The sequence below is a fragment of the Rhodoligotrophos appendicifer genome, assembly GCF_007474605.1.
Classification (GTDB): domain Bacteria; phylum Pseudomonadota; class Alphaproteobacteria; order Rhizobiales; family Im1; genus Rhodoligotrophos; species Rhodoligotrophos appendicifer.
Genome location: NZ_VHKL01000010.1, coordinates 26,408 through 49,172 on the forward strand (window position 1 = coordinate 26,408; position 22,765 = coordinate 49,172).

The 22,765-nt window shown below is 58.6% G+C and carries 22 protein-coding genes and 1 pseudogene; 12 read left to right on the forward strand and 11 right to left on the reverse strand.

Translation table 11 applies throughout. The features are described 5' to 3' along the window. The first annotated feature begins 5 nt into the window (after positions 1 to 5). Positions 6 to 1,778: a hypothetical protein gene (locus FKM97_RS20895; protein ID WP_144294390.1), complete on the forward strand. Its 1,773-nt coding sequence runs from the start codon at positions 6 to 8 to the stop codon at positions 1,776 to 1,778. Between the two features lie 77 nt (positions 1,779 to 1,855). Here the strand turns inward: FKM97_RS20895 and FKM97_RS27260 are convergent. Next, a pseudogene (locus tag FKM97_RS27260) lies at positions 1,856 to 2,014 on the reverse strand (IclR family transcriptional regulator domain-containing protein); the annotation flags it as partial. On the opposite strand from FKM97_RS27260, the gene FKM97_RS26985 reads away from it, so the two are divergent. Then, positions 1,954 to 2,190 (forward strand): SDR family oxidoreductase, encoded by a 237-nt coding sequence (locus FKM97_RS26985; RefSeq protein ID WP_281290135.1) that lies wholly within the window; start codon positions 1,954 to 1,956, stop codon positions 2,188 to 2,190. The pseudogene FKM97_RS27260 and the gene FKM97_RS26985 sit on opposite strands and share 61 nt — an antisense overlap. Positions 2,191 to 2,748: 558 nt before the next feature. Here the strand turns inward: FKM97_RS26985 and FKM97_RS20910 are convergent. Beyond that, on the reverse strand, positions 2,749 to 3,483 hold the full coding sequence (locus FKM97_RS20910) for an SDR family NAD(P)-dependent oxidoreductase (protein ID WP_144294392.1): 735 nt from the start codon (positions 3,481 to 3,483) through the stop codon (positions 2,749 to 2,751). Positions 3,484 to 4,266: 783 nt separating this feature from the next. Here FKM97_RS20910 and FKM97_RS20915 point away from each other — a divergent pair. After that, entirely contained in the window at positions 4,267 to 5,514 is a 1,248-nt protein-coding gene (locus tag FKM97_RS20915; protein ID WP_144294393.1) for an NAD(P)/FAD-dependent oxidoreductase, read from the forward strand. 3 nt (positions 5,515 to 5,517) lie between these two features. Here the strand turns inward: FKM97_RS20915 and FKM97_RS20920 are convergent, their stop codons facing one another. Genes FKM97_RS20920 through FKM97_RS20945 form a run of 6 tightly spaced genes read right to left on the reverse strand, consistent with a single transcriptional unit; the run spans position 5,518 to position 10,225 of the window. Next, the gene (locus FKM97_RS20920) at positions 5,518 to 6,252 is read right to left on the reverse strand and encodes an SDR family oxidoreductase (protein WP_144294394.1); all 735 of its coding nucleotides are present in this window, start codon (positions 6,250 to 6,252) and stop codon (positions 5,518 to 5,520) included. A 23-nt stretch (positions 6,253 to 6,275) separates the two neighbouring features. Beyond that, positions 6,276 to 7,073, reverse strand: a complete 798-nt coding sequence (locus FKM97_RS20925; RefSeq protein ID WP_246105200.1) for an ABC transporter ATP-binding protein — start codon at positions 7,071 to 7,073, stop codon at positions 6,276 to 6,278. Next, positions 7,070 to 7,894 carry an ABC transporter permease gene (locus tag FKM97_RS20930; RefSeq protein WP_144294395.1) on the reverse strand — a complete coding sequence of 275 codons (825 nt, stop codon included), beginning with the start codon at positions 7,892 to 7,894 and terminating at the stop codon, positions 7,070 to 7,072. Before FKM97_RS20930 ends, FKM97_RS20925 begins: the two co-directional genes overlap by 4 nt. 16 nt (positions 7,895 to 7,910) lie before the next feature. Next, positions 7,911 to 8,909: an ABC transporter substrate-binding protein gene (locus FKM97_RS20935; RefSeq protein ID WP_205015252.1), complete on the reverse strand. Its 999-nt coding sequence runs from the start codon at positions 8,907 to 8,909 to the stop codon at positions 7,911 to 7,913. 59 nt (positions 8,910 to 8,968) lie between these two features. Continuing rightward, on the reverse strand, positions 8,969 to 9,811 hold the full coding sequence (locus tag FKM97_RS20940) for an ABC transporter permease (RefSeq protein WP_144294397.1): 843 nt from the start codon (positions 9,809 to 9,811) through the stop codon (positions 8,969 to 8,971). Between the two features lie 15 nt (positions 9,812 to 9,826). Next, positions 9,827 to 10,225 (reverse strand): RidA family protein, encoded by a 399-nt coding sequence (locus FKM97_RS20945; RefSeq protein WP_170241041.1) that lies wholly within the window; start codon positions 10,223 to 10,225, stop codon positions 9,827 to 9,829. A gap of 195 nt (positions 10,226 to 10,420) precedes the next feature. Here FKM97_RS20945 and FKM97_RS20950 point away from each other — a divergent pair, with 195 nt between their 5' ends. Next, a complete protein-coding gene (locus FKM97_RS20950) occupies positions 10,421 to 11,560 on the forward strand; it encodes an alpha-hydroxy acid oxidase (protein ID WP_170241042.1) in 1,140 nt (379 codons plus the stop codon). A 14-nt stretch (positions 11,561 to 11,574) separates the two neighbouring features. On the opposite strand, the gene FKM97_RS20955 is transcribed toward FKM97_RS20950, so the two are convergent. Next, entirely contained in the window at positions 11,575 to 11,868 is a 294-nt protein-coding gene (locus FKM97_RS20955; RefSeq protein ID WP_144294400.1) for a hypothetical protein, read from the reverse strand. Positions 11,869 to 12,253: 385 nt separating this feature from the next. Here FKM97_RS20955 and FKM97_RS20960 point away from each other — a divergent pair, with 385 nt between their 5' ends. The 8 genes from FKM97_RS20960 to FKM97_RS20995 all read left to right on the forward strand — a co-directional run bounded on the left by FKM97_RS20960 (position 12,254) and on the right by FKM97_RS20995 (position 20,160). Next, positions 12,254 to 13,282, forward strand: a complete 1,029-nt coding sequence (locus FKM97_RS20960; RefSeq protein WP_281290129.1) for a LacI family DNA-binding transcriptional regulator — start codon at positions 12,254 to 12,256, stop codon at positions 13,280 to 13,282. Positions 13,283 to 13,391: 109 nt separating this feature from the next. Continuing rightward, positions 13,392 to 14,114: a DUF1028 domain-containing protein gene (locus FKM97_RS20965; protein ID WP_170241043.1), complete on the forward strand. Its 723-nt coding sequence runs from the start codon at positions 13,392 to 13,394 to the stop codon at positions 14,112 to 14,114. 39 nt (positions 14,115 to 14,153) lie between these two features. After that, the gene (locus FKM97_RS20970) at positions 14,154 to 15,245 is read left to right on the forward strand and encodes an ABC transporter substrate-binding protein (protein ID WP_144294584.1); all 1,092 of its coding nucleotides are present in this window, start codon (positions 14,154 to 14,156) and stop codon (positions 15,243 to 15,245) included. A 51-nt stretch (positions 15,246 to 15,296) separates the two neighbouring features. Continuing rightward, positions 15,297 to 16,151, forward strand: a complete 855-nt coding sequence (locus FKM97_RS20975) for an ABC transporter permease (protein WP_144294403.1) — start codon at positions 15,297 to 15,299, stop codon at positions 16,149 to 16,151. Positions 16,152 to 16,159: 8 nt separating this feature from the next. Then, the gene (locus FKM97_RS20980) at positions 16,160 to 16,963 is read left to right on the forward strand and encodes an ABC transporter permease (RefSeq protein WP_170241044.1); all 804 of its coding nucleotides are present in this window, start codon (positions 16,160 to 16,162) and stop codon (positions 16,961 to 16,963) included. After that, positions 16,956 to 18,059: an ABC transporter ATP-binding protein gene (locus FKM97_RS20985; protein WP_246105201.1), complete on the forward strand. Its 1,104-nt coding sequence runs from the start codon at positions 16,956 to 16,958 to the stop codon at positions 18,057 to 18,059. The genes FKM97_RS20980 and FKM97_RS20985 overlap by 8 nt, the downstream gene beginning before the upstream one ends. After that, positions 18,056 to 19,240: an amidohydrolase family protein gene (locus FKM97_RS20990; protein WP_144294405.1), complete on the forward strand. Its 1,185-nt coding sequence runs from the start codon at positions 18,056 to 18,058 to the stop codon at positions 19,238 to 19,240. Before FKM97_RS20985 ends, FKM97_RS20990 begins: the two co-directional genes overlap by 4 nt. A gap of 116 nt (positions 19,241 to 19,356) precedes the next feature. Next, positions 19,357 to 20,160 carry an NAD-dependent epimerase/dehydratase family protein gene (locus tag FKM97_RS20995; protein WP_144294406.1) on the forward strand — a complete coding sequence of 268 codons (804 nt, stop codon included), beginning with the start codon at positions 19,357 to 19,359 and terminating at the stop codon, positions 20,158 to 20,160. On the opposite strand, the gene FKM97_RS21000 is transcribed toward FKM97_RS20995, so the two are convergent. Both FKM97_RS21000 and FKM97_RS21005 read right to left on the reverse strand, forming a co-directional pair. Next, the gene (locus tag FKM97_RS21000) at positions 20,145 to 21,029 is read right to left on the reverse strand and encodes an SMP-30/gluconolactonase/LRE family protein (RefSeq protein ID WP_144294407.1); all 885 of its coding nucleotides are present in this window, start codon (positions 21,027 to 21,029) and stop codon (positions 20,145 to 20,147) included. The two genes, FKM97_RS20995 and FKM97_RS21000, sit on opposite strands and share 16 nt — an antisense overlap. After that, a complete protein-coding gene (locus tag FKM97_RS21005; RefSeq protein ID WP_170241045.1) occupies positions 21,029 to 22,765 on the reverse strand; it encodes an ABC transporter ATP-binding protein in 1,737 nt (578 codons plus the stop codon). Before FKM97_RS21005 ends, FKM97_RS21000 begins: the two co-directional genes overlap by 1 nt.

Consider the following 22,765-nt stretch of genomic DNA (forward strand, 5'->3'; position numbering starts at 1 on the left):
CAAGCATGCAGCGCCATATCCCAAAGCATCTCATCGACTGCGTTTCCAGACATCCCGGCCCCTCCCTCGTTGATATTACAGCGAATATGCGGCCCGAATCCGAATGTATGACGCCGGACTCAATGGGAGCTCAAAAGTCAACGCGCCTGAGTTTTGTCCAGCTCCTGGCGCGGAAGATGATCGAGGGGCGTTGGAGGCTAGAAAAGGACTTGGTTTCGTTTGATGAGAGTGGGAGAGGCCGCATCATCTATCAACTCGATCTGGCGGGTTATAGGATGACGTATATCGCCCGCAGCTCCCCACCAATTTCCGCAGAGGATGCTATAGCCAATGAGAACCTAGGACGACGCGTCGGTACGAACCGCCACATTTGGGGCACCCTTTTCCTTGGCCAGGTCGGTGCCGAACGCATTGCAGAAGAGTTTCGGAGTATCGAAACGAGGGACATGGAATCTTTGCGCGCCCGGTCAGACATCATCGGATGGACACCAGGCAGCCGGAGCGCCCGGATCTTCGATGAGGTGGTTGATGCCTTGTCTTCGGGACATCAGCCCTCATTGGCTACCGTACGCAAAAGCGGATATCTCATTCGCAATGGCGGCTATATAGCGGCCGGCCGATACGGGACACTGTCTTATGAGGGGCTGCCGGATGACCATCCCCTCAAACCTCCATATATTGCCGATCTTTTTGGAATTCTGATGCTGCGCGAGGTGGGTCTGGATCTCGTAAACGGCATGGCGGCGGCCCGCAGCGCACAGGCCGCTACACTCAGCGATATTCTCGCATCTTATTTCGGAGTCGGAAACGCCTCAGGTCTAGGGATGTGCGTAACTCTTCAGCGATGGACTCATTGGGTCTCAACATGGATGCTGGTTCGCGAATTCTGCCTCGCGCGAGCACGTTTGATGCGCATAAGCGACGACCCAAGCAAGCAAAAGCGGTTCCACGAGCTGCTGAACCGCGCAATATCATACTACGAGACGCTCACTCCAGATTCAGAAGAATTCGTCGTTCCGCACGCACAAATTGCCAGCAATTTGCGGCGAATAAAGTCGTCCATGGAGAGCTCCTCAAAACCGTTTGAGGGCACATTTTGGGGTGATATCGCCGATAGCGCTAAAGCTTCGTTTGACGGAGAGACAGCAGAGCTGATCAACGCTCTTCTGATCGAGCTTTTCCCGGAATTTGCCGATGACGTGGCAGAGTATATCCCTGAAGGCATGGTTTTCAGACGGGATTATTCTCCCGAATTCACAGTTCAGCAATTCCGCAGAGACTTTCTGTCTCACTACAAATGTGAGCTGCTACAGGACCTTGGAAACTCCGATGTACGCCGGCACTTTTGGTATCACTCGGAAGACAATGGCGAGCAAAGGCGAGGAGAACGTGTTGTCGACCCGCACGAGAATTATGAATCCTTCATCGATCATCTCGGCGCTATTCAAAGGTTGGCGGCCACTTTGACGGCATATGACGACGAGACGCCGATGGCTATCGTCGTCGCCGATCATCCTGACCTCGCCTTTGTGGTTTCGCGTGTCGAGACAATGGCTCACGAGTCGTATCGAGAGATTCAAGGCAGCCTTTTGCATAAGGACTTTACGCCTGCGAAGCTCATCCGATGGTACTTGACAGTTATCGGCCTCGACTCAACCTATCCCCTCAGTTCGCGTTGGGTGCCAGGTGTCCTCTTTCAAGGATTACCGCTTTGGAGCGAGATTGCCGCTGGGTCAAACCGCGACTGGCGACTAGCCAGCACCGCCCGTTTTTCGTGAGCTGAAGCAAAAAAAGGTTCTTGCGGTGCAATCTGGGCGACGGCGCCCAGAGTTGCTACAGCGAGCGGATTATTCAATCACCTTCGGCTACCGCCGAGGGCCTTGGTTACGCTCGCGGCGCAGCGAATAAGCAGCTCTGCTATTCGCGACTCGGTACTCTGGTCAAAACGGCTCTCTGGAATGGTCAGGCAGATGTCACCGACAACTTCACCGTGGCTGCCAAAGACGGGAGCGGCAGCGCGCGCGACAGACGAGTGCCGAGAGTGCGGACGAGTTCATCAAAATGGTACCGCTCGGCTACCTCGCCGAAGCTGATAGCATCGGAAAGGCGGCACTGTTCCTGGCCTCGGACGACTCCTTTTATATAACCGGACATAACCTTGTAGTGGATGGCGGGCTTACGCTTCGTTAGGTTTAAATAATCAGTATCAGTAAATATGCCTCACGCTAGAGACCAGCTTGGCGAAGAAGCTTTGGTTTATAGGCAGAACTTCTCCGCGGCCTAATGGTCCGCACTCACCACTGAGACAGACCGAGGATCCATAATCTGCTGCTGCGGCCAAGGGGTCGGCAACCTCATCGGGTTACGCACCGGTTACGTCAGTAGAAAGACAATTGTTCTCCAAAAATGGATCAGATTGCCAAAAGCTATTAGAAGCGCATGCCCGTGAGAGACGCGCACAATTGTAATTGGGGAAAAGAAAGCAGAACTTTGGAATCAGGGCTCTGTTTGAGATGCCCCGATCTTTACGCTTGCCAAGGTGGGGGTCGTGAGTTCGAATCTCATCGCCCGCTCCAATCTGCCGGACAGTTTGGATAACATCAAGAGCCGCAGAAATCCGCGGCTTTTTGCTGTGGGACATCCTGACAGTTGGGCTCGTCCAAGGGCCCAATTCAAGGTCCTCGGTCGTCCGGTTATACGTGGTTACCGACTGGTTGAGTTCCAGGCGCGCAATCGCCTTCGCTTGCATTAAGTCAGGCGATAGCCACCATCGATGTCGAGCACGGTCGCCGTCGCATAGGCGTTGTCCATCAGAAACAACATGCCTTGCGCGATTTCCTCAGCCGTACCGAGACGTTTGACCGGCTGAAGTGCCGCCATGCGATCCCATGCAGCTTTGCGTTCTGCCGGAATGTTATCAGTCCCCGGCGTTGCGATGAAACCGGGCGAGATGACATTGACGCGAATTGGCGCCAGTTCGATTGCTAGCGATCTCGCCAACGCCTCAATGGCGCCCGCCGCGGCGCTGCTCCCTGAATAGCAAGGGATTGTTTTACGGGGCGACGTCTCGGACATGAGAACGATAGAGCCCGTGCGGCTCATATGCGGCGCGCCGTAGCGGACTCCATAGACCTGAGACCAAAAGCGGTTGCGAAAGACCTGCTCGAACCGGCCAGGTTCCATGTCGAGAAAATTCACGAGCTTCGCGGAGGCCGACTTGTCGGGCGCGGAGGGCACCAACACCGTGAGATGATCGAATTGTCCGAGATCATCGAAGAGTGCCTTGACGGAAGCCTCGTCGGAGGCATCCAATGCCCTAGTCTCGACATCGCCGCCGATCTCCTCGGCAGCGCTCCTCAAACGGTCCAGTGAGCGCCCGCCGATGACCACCCGTGCGCCGAGTGCGGCCGCGCTTCTGGCAGTCGCCAAACCGATCCCGGAACTTCCACCAATAATAACGATCCTGGAACCGGAAAGCGACATGACTGGACTCCGTGAATTGGGGTTGGTTACGCGGACTTTAGAGCACTCACCCGGCGAGGGTAGCTTCCTTAGGTCATTAGGAGGCTTTGAGTCTCATATCCGAGGCCGAAATCGATCTAAGCCCCACCGGGAGGGGAGAGAGAGCGGCCCGAACCTTAGCATCCGCGTCTTGAGGGAGCGCCCGGGCACTCCGAAACCCTCCAAGCCCTATCGCCGGCAATCTTCTGTCGACTGCGACACTTCTCTTGCGCGACAGCCCGTGGGAATGTTTGATTGATGGATTGCAGCACCGCGTAGGAAAGAGCTTTTGGAACACACGATCCGGGTTTCGATCGAGGGCGCTGCCGCATGGGTCGAGATCAATCGGCCGGGCCTGCGAAAGGCTCTCGATGCGCTCCCCATCAGCAGCTTTGCGATGTTGTGGACGAGTTCGCCCATTCGCCGGGTACATCGAGCCGGAAATGCGCTTCGACGGCGCCTTACCCCAATATAAGGACACCTTTTTGCAGCGATGATCTTCGCGAAGGATCGATGCATTATCCTCCAACCGTTCGGGCGTCTTTGGCAAAGAAACGAAACTTCGAGGGAACTGAGTGAGCGAATTTCGCGGCCCTCTGGCGGGCAACTCCATTATCTACAGTGCCGCTGAGGAGCGACCAGCGCGTGAAAAGGGTGCGGATCGTCCTTCCCTCCTCGGCGAACTGGGCAATTCGAATTCTGAGACTGGTGCGCTGAAACTTGCCGCGGTCATCCGACGATGATCACGGACCCTGGCGCTCGCTGATGCCAAGTCTTCCCTGCAGAATCATAATTGTCGGCGCGGGGATAATCGGTGTCGTCACCGCTGCCGCTCTTCGCCGCGAAGGTCACGACGTGGTCATCATTGATCGGCTTCCGCCGGGAGAAGCCTGTTCCTTCGGCAATTCCGGCGGCATGCCCCGAAACCATTCCTTCCCGATGGCCATGCCGGGGATCGTATGGAACGTTCCTCGCTATCTCGCCGATCCCCGCGGGCCACTGGCAATCCGCTGGCAGGCCCTGCCCCGCATCGCACCGTTTCTCCTGCGCTTTCTTCGCGCGAGCGCAAAAAGTCGCTTTTTACCTATCCTCGATCACCTGACTGCGATGATGCAGCAGAGCCACGCCGATTGGACAGGGCTCATTGGGGATGCCGGTCTCGGCGTTCTTATCCGCGACGATGGCGCACTGACGCTTTATCGCAGCAACGCAGACCGAAGTGTTGCCTGGGCAACCTGGCAACTTCTCGTCGATCGTGGCGCTGAACTTCAAACACTCGATGGCCAAGCCTTGACCGACCTCGAACCGGCGGTTCCTGCCGGCTATCACTCGGCGGTTTTTGAGCCGGACTACCGCCGCACGATCGACCCCCATGGCCTGTGCGTTGGTGTAGCGCGTCATGTCGAACGCATTGGTGGGAGGCTCAAGCGGGAAACGGTGAGCGAAATCGTTCCCACCGAAAGCAATCATGTGCTGGTCCGGACCAATCTCGGCGAACATGTCGCTGACAGGGTCGTGATCGCAGCCGGTGCCTGGTCTGGGAACTTCGCCAGACGCTTCGGCGATTGGGTGCCTCTGGAACCCGCCCGGGGCTACCACGCGACGATTACCAACTTCAGTCCCATGCCGAAGCGGCCCCTCTTCATCGCAGACAGGAAGCTGTCGCTCAATCCCATGGCAACCGGCTTGCGGACTGGTGGCAACATTGAGTTCGCGGGCCTCGGCCAAGTGCCTGACTTCGCCAGACCGGCACGTCAGCTGGACATCGTGCGTGACCTTTACCCGAACGCTGAGGTTGGCGCCCATACGAAATGGGCGGGCGATCGTCCGATGATGCCGGACTCGCTCCCTGTCATCGGCCGTTCTCCCAGGCATCCCAACATCATCTACGCCTTCGGGCATGGCCAGTATGGGTTGGCACTCGCTGCCGTCACCGGCCGCCTCGTCGCGGAAATTGTCGGCGAGCGGCCGACCACTCTCGATATCGCCCCGTTCAAACCCGACAGATTTTAGGCCCTAGGTCAGCCGATAGCCGCCGTCGATGTCGAGGACGCTGGCCGTTGCATAAGAATTCTCCATGAGGAAGAGCATGCCGTGCGCAATCTCCTCCGGCGTGCCCAGGCGCTTGACCGGCTGTGCCTCGGCAATCCTGTCCCACGCTGCCCGACGCTCCGTCGGAATGTGGCTGGTCCCGGGTGTTTCAATGAAACCCGGTGCAATGACGTTGACGCGGATCGGTGCCAGCTCTATGGCCAGTGATCGAGCCAGTGCCTCAATCGCCCCCGCCGCGGCACTGCTTGCAGAATAGCGGGGAATCGTCTTACGCGGCTGGCTGCTGGACATGAGCACGATCGAGCCAGTGGGCGTCATGTGGGGTGCACCATGGCGAATGCCGTAGAGCTGTGACCAAAAGCGGTTGCGAAACACGGTCTCGAACTGGCCGACCTCCATGTGGAGGAAGTCGACAAGCCTTGTCGAGGCTGTCTTGTCCGGTGCCGATGGAACGAGAACGGCGAGATGGTCGAACTTGCCCAAGCCCTCGAACATCGCCTTCACTGCATGTTCGTCAGTGGCGTCTAAGGCATGTGTCTCCGTCTCCGCGCCGATCTCTGCCGCGGCAGTCCCGAGGCGCTCCACAGACCGGCCGCCGATGACCACCCGGGCGCCCCGAGCCGCTGCCGCCTTCGCCGTGGCAAGGCCTATGCCCGAACTGCCGCCGATGATGACGATGCGCTGACCGGCAATCGACATGGTACCCTCCCCAATTTCCAGCCCTATGCCGGCAGGCGCTCCATGCGCGCGATCTGCTGCAGAACCTCTTCCTGCACGCTGTCCCAGATTTGCGTCTTCAGTTCCAGGTAGCGCGGCGTCAGCTGTGCTGCGGCGCTCCTCGGCTTCGGCAGATCATTGTCGATGGCAACCTTCACGCGGCCAGGGCGCGAAGAAAAGACAACTATACGATCGGATAGGATCAAGGCCTCATCGATGCTGTGGGTGACGAAGATGACAGTCTTGGCGGTCTTTTCGACAATGTCGATCAACTGGTCCTGCAACAATTGACGGGTCATGGCATCGACGGCAGCGAAGGGTTCATCCATCAGCAGGATCTCGGGATCATTAGCCAGCGACCGCGCCAGGGCTGCCCTCTGGCGCATGCCTCCTGACAGCTCGGAGGGATATGCGTTCTCGAAGCCCTCCAAGCCGACGAGCTTGATAAAGTAGCGGGCTGTCTCGCGACGCTCATCCTTGCCGACATGGCGCATCTTGAGCCCGAACTCGACATTTCTCTGAACGGTCTTCCATGGAAAAAGCGCGTATTCCTGGAAGATCATGCCGCAGCGGGTATCAATGCCGGTGATGGGCTGGCCGTGGAGCAGAATCCGACCGGCGGTCGGGGTCTGAAACCCGGCAATGAGGCTAAGCAGAGTCGACTTGCCACATCCCGAGCTGCCCACGATGCACAGAATTTCTCCCGCGCGGACATCCATCGACAACCCGCCCAGAGCGCGGATCGTCTCTGCGCCGCCCTCATACTCCATACTGACATTCTCGACACGGATGATGTTTGTCAAATCAACCTCACCTGTCTCTTGACACCCCGCTGCCAAGGGATGAAGCGGTGTTCGACGCTGCGGAGAATGGTGTCGAGAACGAGGACGGTGACACTGATTGCCAGCATACCGCAGATGACCTGGCTGACATTGGACCAGTCCTTGGCGTTCCAGATCAGGAAGCCCAACCCGTCATTGGCGCCGACCATTTCAGCGCTGATGATGCACGTCCACGCCAGGGCCAGTGTCACTTTCAAAGCTGAAACGATGCTCGGCAACGCTGCGGGCAGGATCACCTCCCACATGACAGCGAGCTTTGAGGCTCCAAGGTTCCGGGCCGCCCGAATGTAAAGCGGATCAACCCGAAGAGTGGCATCGGTTACGAAGACCGTCAACGGCGCCAGCGTCCCCATGAACACAATGGCATATTTTTGTTCTTCTCCGATACCGAGCCAAAGCAGGCTCAGGGGAATCCAGGCCAGCGACGGTAGCGGCCTGATGATCGAGATGATGGGTTGCACGATCCAGCGGACGACCTCCACCGTGCCAAGCAGGATGCCCAGCGCGATACCGACCACCGCCGACAGGGCAAAGCCGACGACGACCCGAATAGCGCTGGCAAGAATGTCCGTGAGCAACGTGCCGTCACTGATCAGGGTCTTGAGTTCGGTCCAAACATGTGTCGGTGGCGGAAAGAACTCAGGATCGATGATTCCCGTCGCGGCCAGTCCCTCCCAGAGGGCGATGAAGACCAAGGCCGACACGGCGCTTATCGCGAGATAGCCGAGCCGGTCTGGGAGCCTCCATCGCTTTGCGGAATGGCCCGTCGAGGCGTCAATCATGTGCCTGTCCGATCGTTCACGGAACGATCAAGTCTTGCCGCACCCACTCTCTGAAATCAGGCTTGTTGTCGATCTTCTTGATGGTATCCGCCATGAAGTCTTCCATGGACTGCATGATTGGATATGCGCCCTTGTCGGACAGCTGGGTAGCCTGATCCTTCCAGGTGAACCGCTCGGACATGTTTTCCCAGGCCAGCCATTCCTCCGGGGATTGCTTGCTGATCTTCGCGACGATTGCCGCCGCTTCCTGGCGGTTGTCGATGATCCATTGCTGGGCTTTCCAGTAAGCTGCCAGAAAGCGCTTCGCTGCTGCCGGATCATCCTCAACGAACTTCTTATTCATCACCAGCGTGTTGGGCGCAGGAATCTGGTGATATTTCTCCCAGTAGCCGAGGTCGGCCACGGAGGCGATCTTCTTGGCGCCGGGCACTTCTTGCAGACGCTTGTACTCCGGATACCAAGCCCCTGCGGCGTCAACAAGTCCCTGCTTCAACGCTTGTATCATCTCAGATTGCTTGAGATTGACGAGTTGGACATCCTTGTACATGTCCAAACCGGCATTCTTCAGCAGCAAGTAATCGGTGATCTCCTCCGAACCGCCGAACTGAATCGCAAGCTTCTTACCCTTGAGGTCCTGAAGGCTGTTGATCCCCTCCCGCGCCACGATCCCAGAGATATCCTGAGCCGCATCCGGTATGCCGACCCAGTAGAAGTTCTTGTTGCCCTGGCTCATGACCGCGATCATGCCCTGGGCGCCGGTCCCACCCATGACCGCATCGCCAGACGATACGACGGCCACGCGGTCGGTCGAGCTCGCCACTTGTCGCCACGACACATCGAAACCGGCGTCTTTGAAGAAGCCTTTGTCGATTCCGATCCAGAAGGGTGCGTGAACCCCGGCCGTGGAGGATACCACCACTGCTTGTTTGAGCTCTTCCGCCTTAGTGACGGGGGCCGCGATCATCGCAGCCAACATCGCGGCTGCCATCAGAATTGTCCGACGCTTCAACATCATTGGTCCCTCACTCCGTTTGTGCCATATCCGCGTCGCCACCTGCATCGGATGGCGAACTTTCAAAGCTTCAGATTAGAGACTTGGTCACGCCTCCAGGGGATGAGCCTGCGGGTCAGGGCCCGGTGCAGTATGTCGAGTACAAGGACGGAGGCGCTGATCACCAGCATGCCGACCAAGACTTGGCTGATGTTGCCCCAGTCCTTGGCGTTCCAGATCAGGTAGCCCAGGCCACTCGTCGCTCCCACCATTTCTGCCGAGATGATGCACGCCCAGGCGAGCGCCAGCGTGACCTTCAGTGCTGAGAGAATTCCAGGAAGCGCTGCTGGCAGGATCACCTGAAAAATTACCGCCCAGCGCCCTGCGCCGAGATTGCGGGCAGCCCGCACATAGATCCGGTCAACCTGCTCCGTGGCGTCGATTACGAAGACAAGCGTGGGCGCAAAGGTGCCCATGAAGACGATTGCATACTTCTGCTCCTCGCCGATTCCGAGCCACATCATGGAGAGCGGGATCCACGACAGAGACGGCAGTGGCCGGATGAGTGAGACGACGGGATCAATGATCGCCTTGAGCAAAGGCAAGCAGCCGGCCGCGAGGCCTAATGGAATAGCTACCGCACATGAAAGGGCAAAGCCGATCAACACACGGCTTCCGCTCTCGAGCACGTCGTTAAACAGCGCGCCCCCCTCTAAAAGGCGCTTACCGGCATTATACACGGTCACCGGTGAGCCGATGAAGGCGACGTCGAGATAACCCAGGGATATGGCCGCCTGCCACACCAAACCAAGCATGATGAGGCTGGCCGCTCCGATGATGACGCTGCCGAAACGGTCGCGGCGGACGGCTCTGGCGCGGGCGCCGGAGGCGGGCTTTCGGGATGCTTCGAGCCCAATCGATGTCATCGTGCCAGCGTCCTGTCAGCCCTTGCCGAGATAAGCGTGGGCCATGATCAGCAGGCCAATATCCTTGATGCCGATTTCGTGGACGATCACGGTCCCGCGGTTAGGGTAGGGAGGGGGGAATTCCTCCGCCCAGATTTGCGTGATCGGATCGATGAAGCTGCGATCGGTCACATAAAGCATGGCCTGGGTGACGTCAGCCATCGACCCGCCGGCCGCCGCAAGAGTATCAGCCAGATTCTTGAGCGCGAGACGGGTCTGAAGCCTGATGTCACCAGTTTCGGTGGTCCCATCCGCTTTGATCGGCGCTGCTGCCGTGTAAAGAAAACCACCGGCGGCGATGCCCCACTCGAAGGGTCTTCCATGTGTTGAAAGGGAGGTTTTGATCGCCTTCTTGTCTAAACTAGAACCAGGCACGTTTGACCTCCTCACCAGCCAATTCTTTAACGATACACATTTTTCTAGAACAGCCAATCGATGAAATTGAGCATTTGACGATTGTCCAAAAATAAGTCGAACTGGGCTGCATGGAGGCTCTGCGTCGCGCCTCATATCAGGCCACAAGGCAAAATCCCGAGATCACCGATGCGGCATCGAACTGTGGAGGGGAGCATGTCCGAATTTCCCACGCTTCAGGACATTGTATGGGCCGCGCGAGAGAAACTGCCCCGTTCGGTGTGGGACTTCGTGACCTTCGGCACCGAAACCGAGACCAGCTTGCGTCGAAACCGCCGCTCCCTCGACAGCCTTGCATTCGTGCCCCGGGTCATGCGCGATGTGAGCGAGGTTCAACCCGACACCTGTCTGCTGGGCATTAACTTGCGTATTCCGGTCATGCTCGCTCCCGTGGGGTCAATTGCCCTTCTGGATCCGGCGGGAGCGGTAGCGGCCGCAAGAACCGCGCAGAGCTTCGGCACGGTCCAGATCGTCAGCGGATTTGCGGCGCCCGACTATGCGACCGTAGCCCGAGAATGCCCGGGGCCCCTCATATACGCCCTGCATCCTCGGGCCGAGCAGCCCTTCCTTAATGAATTGGTGGATGGCGTCGTGGCGGCGGGCTATCGGGCGATCGCCTTTGTGAGCGAGGCTGCCTATTACAGCCGGCGCGAACGCGACCTGATGAGTCAGGTACAGACGGCTGGCAAACGGGCCCGTAGCTACGGGAGCTACCTTGCGCAGCAGCGCTCCGAAGGGTCCGATGGTAAGTCGCCAAGCAAAGAGGGACTTCTCGGTACCATGGCGACATGGGAGATGCTCCAACGGGTCAAGGAGCGGTCGGGCCTGCCGGTCGTACTGAAAGGCGTGACTTGTGCGGCGGATGCGCGGCTGGCGGTCGAGCACGGGGTGGATGTGATTTACGTGTCCAATCACGGTGGGCGTGCATTGGATCATGCGCGGGGCACCGCGCAGGTTCTGCCGGAAATTGTCGATGCAGCTGGCGGAAAGGCGGACGTGATCATCGATGGCGGCTTCGTTCGCGGCACCGATGTTCTGAAGGCGGTGTCGCTCGGCGCCAAAGCTGTCTGCATGGGGCGCATGCAGTCATGGGCCTTGGCAGCGGGCGGCCCAGATGGACTGATGCGGATGTTGGAGCTCCTGGAGGAGGAGATCATCATCGGTATGGGCCTTCTCGGAGTTAATCGCCTGTCCGAGCTGGATCCATCCTATGTCGAGAAGGTGGAGCCGGTCGTTATGCCCCACCCCCTCAGCGCGTTCCCTGTCGTTATGGAGCGTATCGCTGCCGAACGCTGAGCGGCCGGAAGACGCTATTCGATCACCGCGACGATTTCATAGCCGCCGGGCGTCGGCGCCCGTTCGAAATACTTCGCCGTCATTGTGTCCCGTCCCGCAGTCTGGCCGGGGCTTGTCGCGTTCGACCGCTGTTTCTCCTCGCTCTCCCAGATGGTGATGGAGAGGTACTTCCCGGTTGCTCGGTCGACCAGCATATAGGCCCGCTCCATGCCGCTCCCTTTGAACGGAGCAATATGCGTCTTCCACTCCGCCGCAGCTTCGTCGATCAGATCCTTCTTCAGATCCGTGCTCATGACCCGTGCATACATCAGTTATCTCCCGGGGATTTTGCCCTTGCCGAATGGCAGCAAGACTAGTCTATTCCTAGAATAGGGAGCTTGGAGCAAAGTTGCTCACTCCTTCAGCAAAAAAAGAATCCGTCAGCGAGGTTTCATCCTCGTCTTGATTGACGTCACACATTCCGGACGACATCGTTTGGCGGTTCAGGGTGGCTATTTATTCCGTTTTTTTGGATGGCGGTCGACACAGTCCTTTAGCTGCCGATGCGAGCGGTCGGTGATATCGCGGGGTGGAGCCGAGCGGCGGACGACTCCTCAATAGTCGTGACGAACTTGGTAAACCACATTGCATTCGTCGGGCCTTCGATTACACCAACGCGATGTCGAAGGTGCCAGCAGTAGTGTTCTCTCTTTTATGAGCCATCTCCCTTTTACGCCCAGAAAAAGTGCCACGTTACGAGATGTGGCCAGGTTATCGGGCGTCTCGTTGATGACGGTTTCGAATGTCGTCAATCGAAACTACGCCGCGATGCGGCCCGAAACGCGCGATCGCGTGGAAAAGGCGATTGCTCAGCTCGGCTATCGGCCTCGGGGAACAGCCCGAAGCTTGAGGCTCGATCGAAATTTCGCGGTCGGAATTTTGATCGTCGATCCTCTGTCTTCGTTTCTCGCGGATCCCTTCATTTCCCAAGTCGTGGCCGGACTGAGCAATAGCCTCGGGGAGCGTGGTTATGGTTGCCTGGTTCACGGCGTAAGACCGGAGGAGCTCGAGCGTTCGATTTTCCTGGGGGATTCGCGAACCGACGGCATCTGCGCGTTTCTGAGTGGTGACCACGCTCATCGCAGGGACTGTCTCGAGCGACTGCTCAAACTCCATGTCCCGATCATTGCAATCGAAGATACGAATGTCGGTCTCCATCCTGACTTAGCGGTCGTGCGCCAAGACGACTTTGGTGCGGCTAAGGCAATGACAGAGCTATTTCTGGCGAAAGGGCTTCGGAGGTTTTTTGTGCTTGCCCCTCAACTTCCCTGGCCCTCCGTGACACAGCGGCTCGCGGGGATGAACGACGCGATCAAAAAAGGCGACAGCCAGGCTCACTTAACGATTGTTCCCTGTGGAAGCGGCAGCATTGCGGAAGCAGAGAGAATCCTGCCTGAGTTTCTTCATTCCTCTCAGGAGCCTGCCGCGATCATCGGGGCCACAGATCGGTTAGCAGTCGCGGTTGCTCGATTCGTCACACAGAGAGAGATGCCGTTTCCGTCTTCAATCGGGAGCTTCAGCGCATCAGAGACCTCAAATGACCTCGCTGTTTTTACCATCGTTGCCATTTCAGAGCCTTATCGGATCGGAAGGGAAGCCGGACTCCTGATGGTCGAGAGGATCGAAAAAGGGGCATTCCGCCAGCAGGAAGTTCTGATCCCAATCAAGCTGTATCAGAGGTAGGACGGCCACCCTTCATAGCCGGCAGGTAGCCTCACTCCAACGGTCAGGAATGCGCTTGACAGAACTTCGCGGCGATTTCACTATAACGTTAAACAAGCGGGATTTCCTCATGTTCAGCTTAGGTTTCAAATTCAATACCTTCACCGTTGTCGGAAGATGTCCCCGAGAAGGCCTCCTCGGGGTCGCTCTAACATCGAGCCCGCTCTCGGTCGCAGCCCGATGTTCCTTCATCGAAGCAAACGTGGCTGCAGTCGCCACACAAGCTTACGCACATCCCGGCCTTGGGCCGCTTGCGTTGAAGTTACTGAAGCTCGGCTACAGTCCGGAGAAGGTTCTCCGGGAGATCCGAAGCAGCGATAATTTCCCAGAGCACCGGCAACTGGCGATTGTCGACAAGAATGGCAACTCGGCAGTTTTCACTGGTGAAAAGAACCTCGATTGGAAGGGCCACAAGAACGGCCAGAACTATGTCGTCATGGGCAATTATCTCGTCGGCCCGGACGTCGTGGAGGCGATGGAAGATGCATGGCTCGCCAGCGAGAGTCAGTTACTCGAAGAGAGGCTTGTTCGCACAATTGAGGCCGGGAAAGCCGCGGGCGGCGAACTTGGCGGACATTTGTCATCAGGGCTTCTGGTCTATGGACGCGAAACCTATGCGCGTACCGACTTAAGAGTGGATATGCACCAGGGGCCGGCCGGCACAGATGCCGTCGATTCCCTTCGTGCCCTCTTCAACGAATACCGCCCTCTCATTCCCTATTACGAACAGCGGCCAGAAAATCCGCTGTTGGAGAGCTGGCGGGCATGGCGAGAAAAGAACAGGTCTCAGTAATTCCCTTGTTTTTTCCAGGACTTCAAAGGAGACAGCAGCATGTCTGAAAAGCAGATCAGTCGACGGAGCTTCCTTGGAGCCACTGCAGCTGTGGGTATCGCTGCCGTTGCATCACCTGCAATCGTGCGGGCGCAAGCGCCAAAATCAGTGACCTTCTTTTCCTACGCGACCTATACCGACAAAGCCCTCACAGGGGCTTTCACTGAGCAAACCGGCGTCAAGCTCAACACTCAAAACTTCGGCGACATCGACCAAATGATGGGCCGCCTGGCCGCTGGCAGCGGTGCGGGAATCGACGTCGTCTCCGTGCCTAACCAGTTGACCAAGCAGCTTCATAAGGATGGAGTTATTGAACCCGTTGACGTCAGCCGCCTGAAGAACTGGAATGAACTGTTTCCCGAGTTTCGAGACGCTGAGTTCGTGGCCTCGGGCGAGCAGGGCAAGGTCCTTGCAGTGCCCACCGTATGGGGCCCGGAGGCGCTCCTCTACCGCACCGACAAGATCTCTGCGGCAGATTCCTGGTCAGCACTCTGGGATACCAGCCAAAAGGGGCGCATTGGCGTTATCGACTATGGCTACGAGATGGTGCTCGTTGCAGCCCAGTTGCTGGGGTACAAAGCGAATATTGATAAGGAACCGATAAACTTCACGCCGGAAGAGTACGCAGCAATAAAGCAGAAGCTTATCGAACAAAAACCGCTTGTTGCGAAATATTTTGCGTCTGCTGCCGAGGGGGCATCGCTTGTCGCGGGCGGCGAGATCTACGTCAGTATCGGCCGGCTTTCGATGCTGAAGCCGATCCGTGACGAAGGCGTGCCCGTCGCCATGGTGGCTCCGAAGGAGGGCGCACAGGGCTGGTGTACAAGCACCGCGATTGTCGCCAGCAGTACCAACAAAGACCAAGCATACGACTTTCTCAATTACGTAATCGGAGAAACGTATCAAACGAAATTGATGACCGAGAAGGGTTATCCCGTCGCCAACCAGACTTTGCTGCAAGCACAGCCTGAAGAACTTCGGAACCGCCTCATGCTTAACGACCCGAACCTGCTCAAAAATATGGTTTGGTGGAAGCAGGCCGGCGATCTTCAACGCATCAACGAGCTTTGGGCAGAGGTCAAGGCTGCGTAGACTACCAAAGCGCACCGATACTGATTACGACCGGCTTGGCAGGTGTTCCCAATGCAAAGTCACCGCTTAAGAAGTATCCTGCTGAGCGCGCCGCTCCTGACCCTGTATATCGCTGGCCTGCTGGTCCCGCTTTGCATTTTGGCTCGGTATAGCCTGGCTGCCAACATCAACATGCGAACGTCCTTTGTTTGGACGTTCGCAAATTACACCAAGATTTTCACCGGCGACCTTTATCTCCCGCTCCTGATGAAGAGCCTTGGGATCGGTGCACTGGTGACAATAATCTGTCTCCTGGTCGGCTATCCAGCAGCATGGATTATCGCCCGCGCGAACGAGAAGCGGCGGACAATGCTGCTCCTCCTTCTGCTGCTTCCATGGTGGGCTTCCTATATCGTGAGAGTATTTGCTTTCTATACTTTGTTCGGAAACAGCGGCGTCCTCAACAAAACCGCACAATTACTTGGTCTGTCAGAGGAGACGATTGGCATCTTCACGTTCGGTCTTCCTGCTCTCATTGTGACTGAGCTGAACTTATTTTTACCCCTGACAGTCATCCCCATCTATCTTTCTCTCGAAAAACTCGACTGGAACCTGGTGTTGGCCGCCCGATCCTTAGGCGCAGGTCCGGTCTATGCATTTTTGCGCGTCGTTTTACCCTGGAGCTTACCTGGCGTTATCGCTGGGGCTATTTTTGTCTTCATGCCGGTCGCGGGCACCTACGTCGTGCCAGAGCTCGTTGGAGGCACGAGCGGCATCATGATTGGCCGCGTGATTGCCACTCAATTTGGCGCTTCTTCAAATTGGTCTTTTGGATCGGCCTTGGCGATCATCCTGCTCGTCGTCTTATTGCTTACGTTGACACTTCTCACCCGCGTGCGCAGCAAATTCTCGGGCCAGCAGGGATGAGACGCCACATGCTCGCTCTTGCCGGAAGAGTCTATCTGTTGCTGATCTATATCTTCTTATTTCTCCCCGCCATTCTTGTTGTCGTTTTCTCGTTCAATTCATCCCGCTTCTGGGCCTTCCCCCTAAGGGGCTTTACTACTCGCTGGTATGAAGAAGCATTTGCACGCGACACCGCTTTGGAGGCGATCTGGAATTCGTTGCATGTCGCTAGCTTAACGACCTTCATCTCCCTCTTCCTAGGAGCTAGCGCGGCCATCGGTACACGACGATTGCGGCCAAGGGTGCGCGATCGGCTGGAAGGCATCATCATGTTGCCTCAGCTGATCCCAAGCCTGATCTGGTCCATTGCCATCCTCGCCTTTCTTTCCGCACTGCAGCTACCGAGTGGAATTTTGACCGTCACGGTTGGCCATGTCCTGCTAACCTGCCCCTTCGTGTTTCTTCTCATTTCCACCAGACTGATGACCATGAATTCTTCCCTCGAGGATGCCGCAAGGGGCCTCGGCGCGAGCTGGTTTTACTACGTACGACGGGTGATGATGCCGCATCTCATTCCGGCTATATTTAGCAGCATGCTCATCACGTTTGCGATTTCTTTTTCTGATCTTATCGTTGCGTTCTTCTTGACCGGCGGAAGCTTCAATACCCTCCCGGTTTACATGTATTCGCTCATACAGTTCGAACCCTCGCCAATGATCAATGCCATTGCATCCATGGTTTTTGGCGTCGGAGTCGGCTTGGCGGTCATCGCTTTTATCGTTGGCGGGCGAGAGGCCTTATTGCCTGGCCAGAGGAAAGGAAACGATGGCTGAATTCATGCCCGAATGGCAAATCGATCTGACTGACGTAAGCAAATCCTATGGAACTGTCGTCGGACTTGCTCCGACAAGTATTCAGGTCCGTAAAGGGGAGTTCTTTTCGTTACTTGGGCCGTCCGGCTGTGGAAAGAGTACTCTCTTGAAACTGATCGCGGGTTTTGAGGAACCGACCACAGGACGCATCCTGGTGGGAGGACAGGACATGGGGGGAATACCACCGGAGCGGCGCAGAATTGGATTTGTGTTCCAGAACTACGCCCTCTTTCCGAATATGAATGTTTTCGAAAACATCGCCTTTGGCCTCAGAGCACGGCGGGCCGGGAATGTCGCAGAGACTGTAGAGCGCGCCCTGGAGATGGTGGAGCTTTCCGGCCTCTCCACTCGCCGACCGACGGAGCTCTCTGGCGGACAGCAGCAGCGAGTCGCCCTTGCTCGCGCAATTGCCATCAAACCAGAGGTCCTGCTTCTCGACGAGCCTCTTGCAGCGCTGGACAAGAAACTGCGGCAGTCCATGCAGCGGAAGCTCGTCGAACTCCAACGCGAGCTGGATATTACGACCATATTCGTCACCCATGATCAGGAAGAGGCGCTGACCATGTCTGACAGGGTCGCCGTCTTCAGCGCCGAACGGCACAGCGTCGAACAAATCGGTACCCCGAAGGAAATATACCGCCGGCCAACGTCCGAGATGGTCACAACGTTTCTCGGCCATTCAAACCTGGTGCACGATACCATCGCGAAACGCGCAAGCGACAGCACCGTGATCACAAATCAAGGGTTTGAGATCCTGGGCAGCGGTCAGGCAGGTGACCGCTTAAGCTTTTCACTCAGGCCAGAATCCATCGACATCCTGGGGGCCGCTGCAGAGCAGCAAGCGGGACAGCAGCTGATGCGGGGCAAGGTCACGCATGTGACGTTCCTCGGTGATGGGCAGATGTATGAGGTTGAGGTTGGTCACGACACAACCCTCAAAGTGAGAACGCTCGATAAGGGCGAAGACGAATTTCAGATTGGGCAGACAGTATGGCTACGCTGGCCAACCAAGGCCGGCCTGGCTCTCATATCCTCAGCAGAGGGGCAGTCTAGATGACAACGGTGATAAAAGCAGGCTGGCTGATTGATGGGACCGGCACGTCGGCGATCAAAGACGGCTACATCACTTTCACAAACGGGCGAATTACCGATGTGGGCCGAAGCGGTCAGCTCAACGTGCCAGAAGGTGCAGTCGTCATTGACCTTCCCCAACACACCCTTTTGCCGGGCTTTATCGACGCTCATTCGCATGTGAGCATCCACACATTGGGTCACGAGATTGCCCAAGTGGCGCGTCGAGAGGCTGAGATCACAATCGATGCCCTGCGCTGGCTCAGGGAAGATCTCAATTCCGGCGTCACGATGATGCGCGTGTTGGGGGACCCCGACTTTCTGGATATCCGTCTCAATCAAGCGCAACGCGAGGGAAAAATCGACATTCCAAGGCTCAAGACGGCTGGGAATCTCGTCCAATCCTCGCATGTCAGCGTGTCCGTCTCCAAATCCACCTGTGACGGGCCTGACGCGATCCGGCAGGCCGTCCGGGCGTCCATCAAGGCCGGCTGCGACTGGGTGAAATTCTACTCCACACCAGCGAGCCGTACACCCAATCCGATCCTGCCGATCTTCAGTCGCGGTGAAGTGGATGTGATCTTCGAGGAGGCGCGACGCGCAGGCCGTCCGGTTTCGGCTCATTGTCATGGCGGACCAGCAGCCGATTGGTGCATCGAACATGACGTCGACAGCATCGAACATGGATTGTTCCTCGAGCGTCGGCAAATGGTCGAGATGGCGCGTCGCGGAATTACTTTGGTCCCAACCACCGGCGTCATCCTGCTGCAGGACAGCTCCAACCCCTCGCCCTTCCTGCTTCGGGCGCAGGAGCGGGCCAACAATTTCCTCTCTATGGCGAAGGAGGAGGGCGTGCGCTGCGTCCCGGGGACAGATGCCGTGCATGGTCGAATGGACTTCGAGGTGCAGAAGCTCGTCGATGGGGGATGGACGATCCCGGAAGCGATCGCCTGCATGACGGGAGATGCAGCCAGGCTCCTTCGGGAAGAAGATACGGGCACACTTGAGCGTGGGCGGCGCGCAGACATCGTTGCCGTGCGGGGCAATGTGATGGAAGACGTGGCCAGGCTGAGCAGCGTCGACCTTGTCGTTCAGGACGGACAACAAAGATTTGGTAGCGCCGGCATAGGGGTCGGTGAGAGGATCTCTGCCGCGAGCCGGGTGTAAGTCCGCCCAGACTGTCCTGCCGATTTGTCGCATCTGACCCCTGTGCAGGGACTCGATGGACTTATCTGACAAGTTTACAATGGGGCGAGCCGCCCGCCCCAACCTGGATTTTCCTCATGAGAGACAGCCGACCCACCCTGCTCACAGGCGCCGCCGGCGTTCTCGGCCGTTGGCTGCGACCGAGGCTGATCGAGGCCTATGGTTCCGTGCGCTCCTCAGACGTGGTGGACCCGGCGCCGGCCCTGCCCGGCGAAGAGACCTCCGTGGTCGATCTTGCTGATTTCGACGCGGTCGAAGGCATCGTCAAGGGGGCGGGACGGATCATCCATTTCGGCGGCATCTCCTATGAGACGAGTTTCGACCGGATCCTGTCCTCGAACATCCTCGGCACCTACAATGTATTCGAAGCCGCGCGGCGGCATGGTGCCGGGCCCATCGTCTATGCCAGCTCCAACCATGCGATCGGCTTCTATACCAGGGACGACCGTCTCGACGTTCGCGTGCCCAAGCGTCCGGACTCGCTTTATGGAGTGTCGAAGGCGTTCGGAGAGGACCTGGCCAGCTTGTTCTTCGACAAATATGGCGTCGAGAGCGCCTGCCTGAGGATCGGCACGGCACGGCCCGATCCCATCGACCCCCGCCATCTCTCCACCTGGCATTCCTATGACGACCTGCTGCGGCTGATCGAAGCCTGCTTTGCCGCGCCGCATTTGGGCTGCACGGTGCTCTACGGCGTCTCCAACAACGATCGCAGCTGGTGGAGCAACGAAGGCGCGCCGCATGTCGACTATCGGCCCCAGGACAATGCCGAAGATTTTGCCGCGACGCTCATTCCCGACGGCGACACCCGCGACATGGCCGCTCCCGAAGTCAAGTACCAGGGCGGCCCCTTCGTCTCCGACGGCTACGTCAAACGGTAGAGCGGCTCCGGCAGGCCGGTCACCCCGGCCTGGACCGCAAACAGGCTGCCCGCCTGGGGTTGATCGTCGAGCCCGGTCGACGGCCGGATGGAGGTCACGTAGATCACGTCGAGCCGCGGCCCGCCGAACGCCAGCATGCTGGGCTTGGCGACCGGAAGGGCGATGCGCCGGTCGATTGCGCCGAGCGGCGTGAAGCGGATGATTTCCCAGCCGTCATTGGCTGCCATCCAGTAGCAGCCATCCGCATCGACCGCCGCCCCGTCCGGCCGTCCGGCCATGCCCTTGGTATCGACGAAGACGCGCCGGTTCGATACGGCGCCGTCGTCGGGGTCGAGGTCCCAGGCCCAGACGGTCCGCACCGCCGGGTAGGAGTCCGAGTGATAGAGCGTGCGTCCGTCGGGGCTGAACGCCAAGCCATTGGAGACGAAGAAGCCATCCGCCACGGATGTGCAAGCGAAGTCCCGGCCTACGCGGTAGAGAGTGCCCATCGGGCGGGCCGGATCGACGGGATCTTCCATGCTGCCGACCCAGAAGCGGCCCTGCGCGTCGCACCGGCCGTCATTGAGCCTGTTCTTCGGCAGATGCGATTCCGGGGACGCCAAAGCCGCCAATGTCCCGGTCTCGAGATCATAGCGCCAGAGGCCGGATTTGAGCGCCAGCAGCACCCCTCCCCCCTCGCAGAGTGCGAAGGACCCGATCGGTTCCGGCAGGGTCCACACCCTGTTTTCGCCCGTACTCGGATCGAAGCGGTTCAGCCGCCCCGCATAGATGTCGACCCAGTACAGCGCCTGTTCCGGCTCCGACCAGACCGGGCATTCCCCGAGCTCGGCGCGAATATCCAGCACGCAATCGACATCGACCGTCGCCATCAGCCTGCCACCTCCTCCACATACCGGATGCGTTCCGTCCGACCACGCTGGCTGGGATCGGGTTTCGGGATCGCCGAGAGCAGCGAGCGCGTATAGGGGTGCTCTGGATGGTCGCAGATCTGGTCTGCCTCCCCCATCTCGACGATGCGCCCCCGATGCATGACGGCCACCCGGTCGCACATATAGCGGATGACGCCGATGTCGTGGCTGATGAAGATGAAGCTCATCTCCAATTCCCGCACCAGGTCCAGCAGCAGGTCCAGCACCTGAGCACGCAGAGAGACGTCCAACGCCGAGGTCGCCTCGTCCGCCACGATCAGCTCCGGCCGCAAAGCGATCGCCCGGGCGATGCCAATGCGCTGCCGCTGGCCTCCGCTGAAGGCATGGGGGTAGCGCCACATGGCATCGCGCGGCAGGCCGACACGCTCGAGCAGGGAGGCCACACGCTCCTCCAGCTCGAGCTTGGAGAGGCTGAGGTGGTTGCGCAGCGGCTCGGCGATCACCTGAAGCACGGTCATGCGCGGATTGAGGGAGGAGAACGGATCCTGAAAAATCATCCGCATCTTGCTCCAGGCCGGCCTGACCTGGGCGAGAGGCAGCGGAGCAAGATCGATGGCGGCTTCCCCACGGGGGCGGAACACGATCTGTCCCGCGCTCGGCTCCAGAATGCGCAGAATGCAGCGTCCGAGCGTGGTCTTGCCCGAACCACTCTCGCCCACGATGCCGAGGATCTCGCCGCGCTGCAGAGTGAAGGAGACCTCGTCCAGAGCCTTGACCGGCGCCTCCGCCGGCTTGCGGCTCATGAAGCTCCTCCGCGGCTCGAAGCTCATAGATAGGTTAGAGACTTCCAGGATCGCATCGTCCGCCTTGGGCTTGGGAATGAGGGCAGCGCGGTGCGATCGGCTCTCGAGCGCCAAGACCGAGGCCAGAAGGCGCTGCGTGTAAGGCTCCTTCGGCGCGGCGAAGATCTCCGCGACCGGCCCCTGCTCTACCACCTTGCCGTGATACATGACCGCGACGTCGTCGGCGATCTCCGCGACGACGCCCATGTCGTGGGTAATGAACATCAGCGCCATGCCGTATTTCGCTTGCAGGCCGCGCATCAGGTCCAGGATCTCGGCCTGGGTCGTGACATCAAGTGCCGTGGTCGGCTCGTCGGCAATCACCAGACGTGGCTCGCAGACGAGCGCCATGGCCGTCATCGCCCGCTGACGCATGCCGCCGCTGAATTCGAAGGGATAGGCGTCGATGCTGCGCTCCGGCCTCGGGATCTTGACCTGGGCCAGCATCTCGATCGCCCGTTCGCGCGCCTCAGCCCGGCTCATGCGGGTGTGCAGCCTTATGGTCTCGATGATCTGCTGCCCGATCGTATGCACAGGGCTCAGGCTCGACATGGGCTCCTGAAAGATCATGCTGATGTCGCGACCGCGGATCGACCGGATCCGCCGCCCCTTGGGATTCAAGGCTGCGAGATCCAACGGCGCGCCACCCGGCCCCGCATCGTGCAGCAGAACCTGACCCGAGACGATGCGACCCGGCCGCGGCACGATGTTGAGGATCGAACGCGCGGTGACGCTCTTGCCCGATCCGCTCTCGCCGACCACGCACAGCGTCCGACCGCGCTCCAGCGTGAGGTCGATGCCGTCGACGGCCTTCAGCACCGTGCGACCGGTGTCGAACCAGGTGGAGAGGTTCTTGACCTCGACGATTGTATCTCTGGAGGGTGCGTCAGCCAT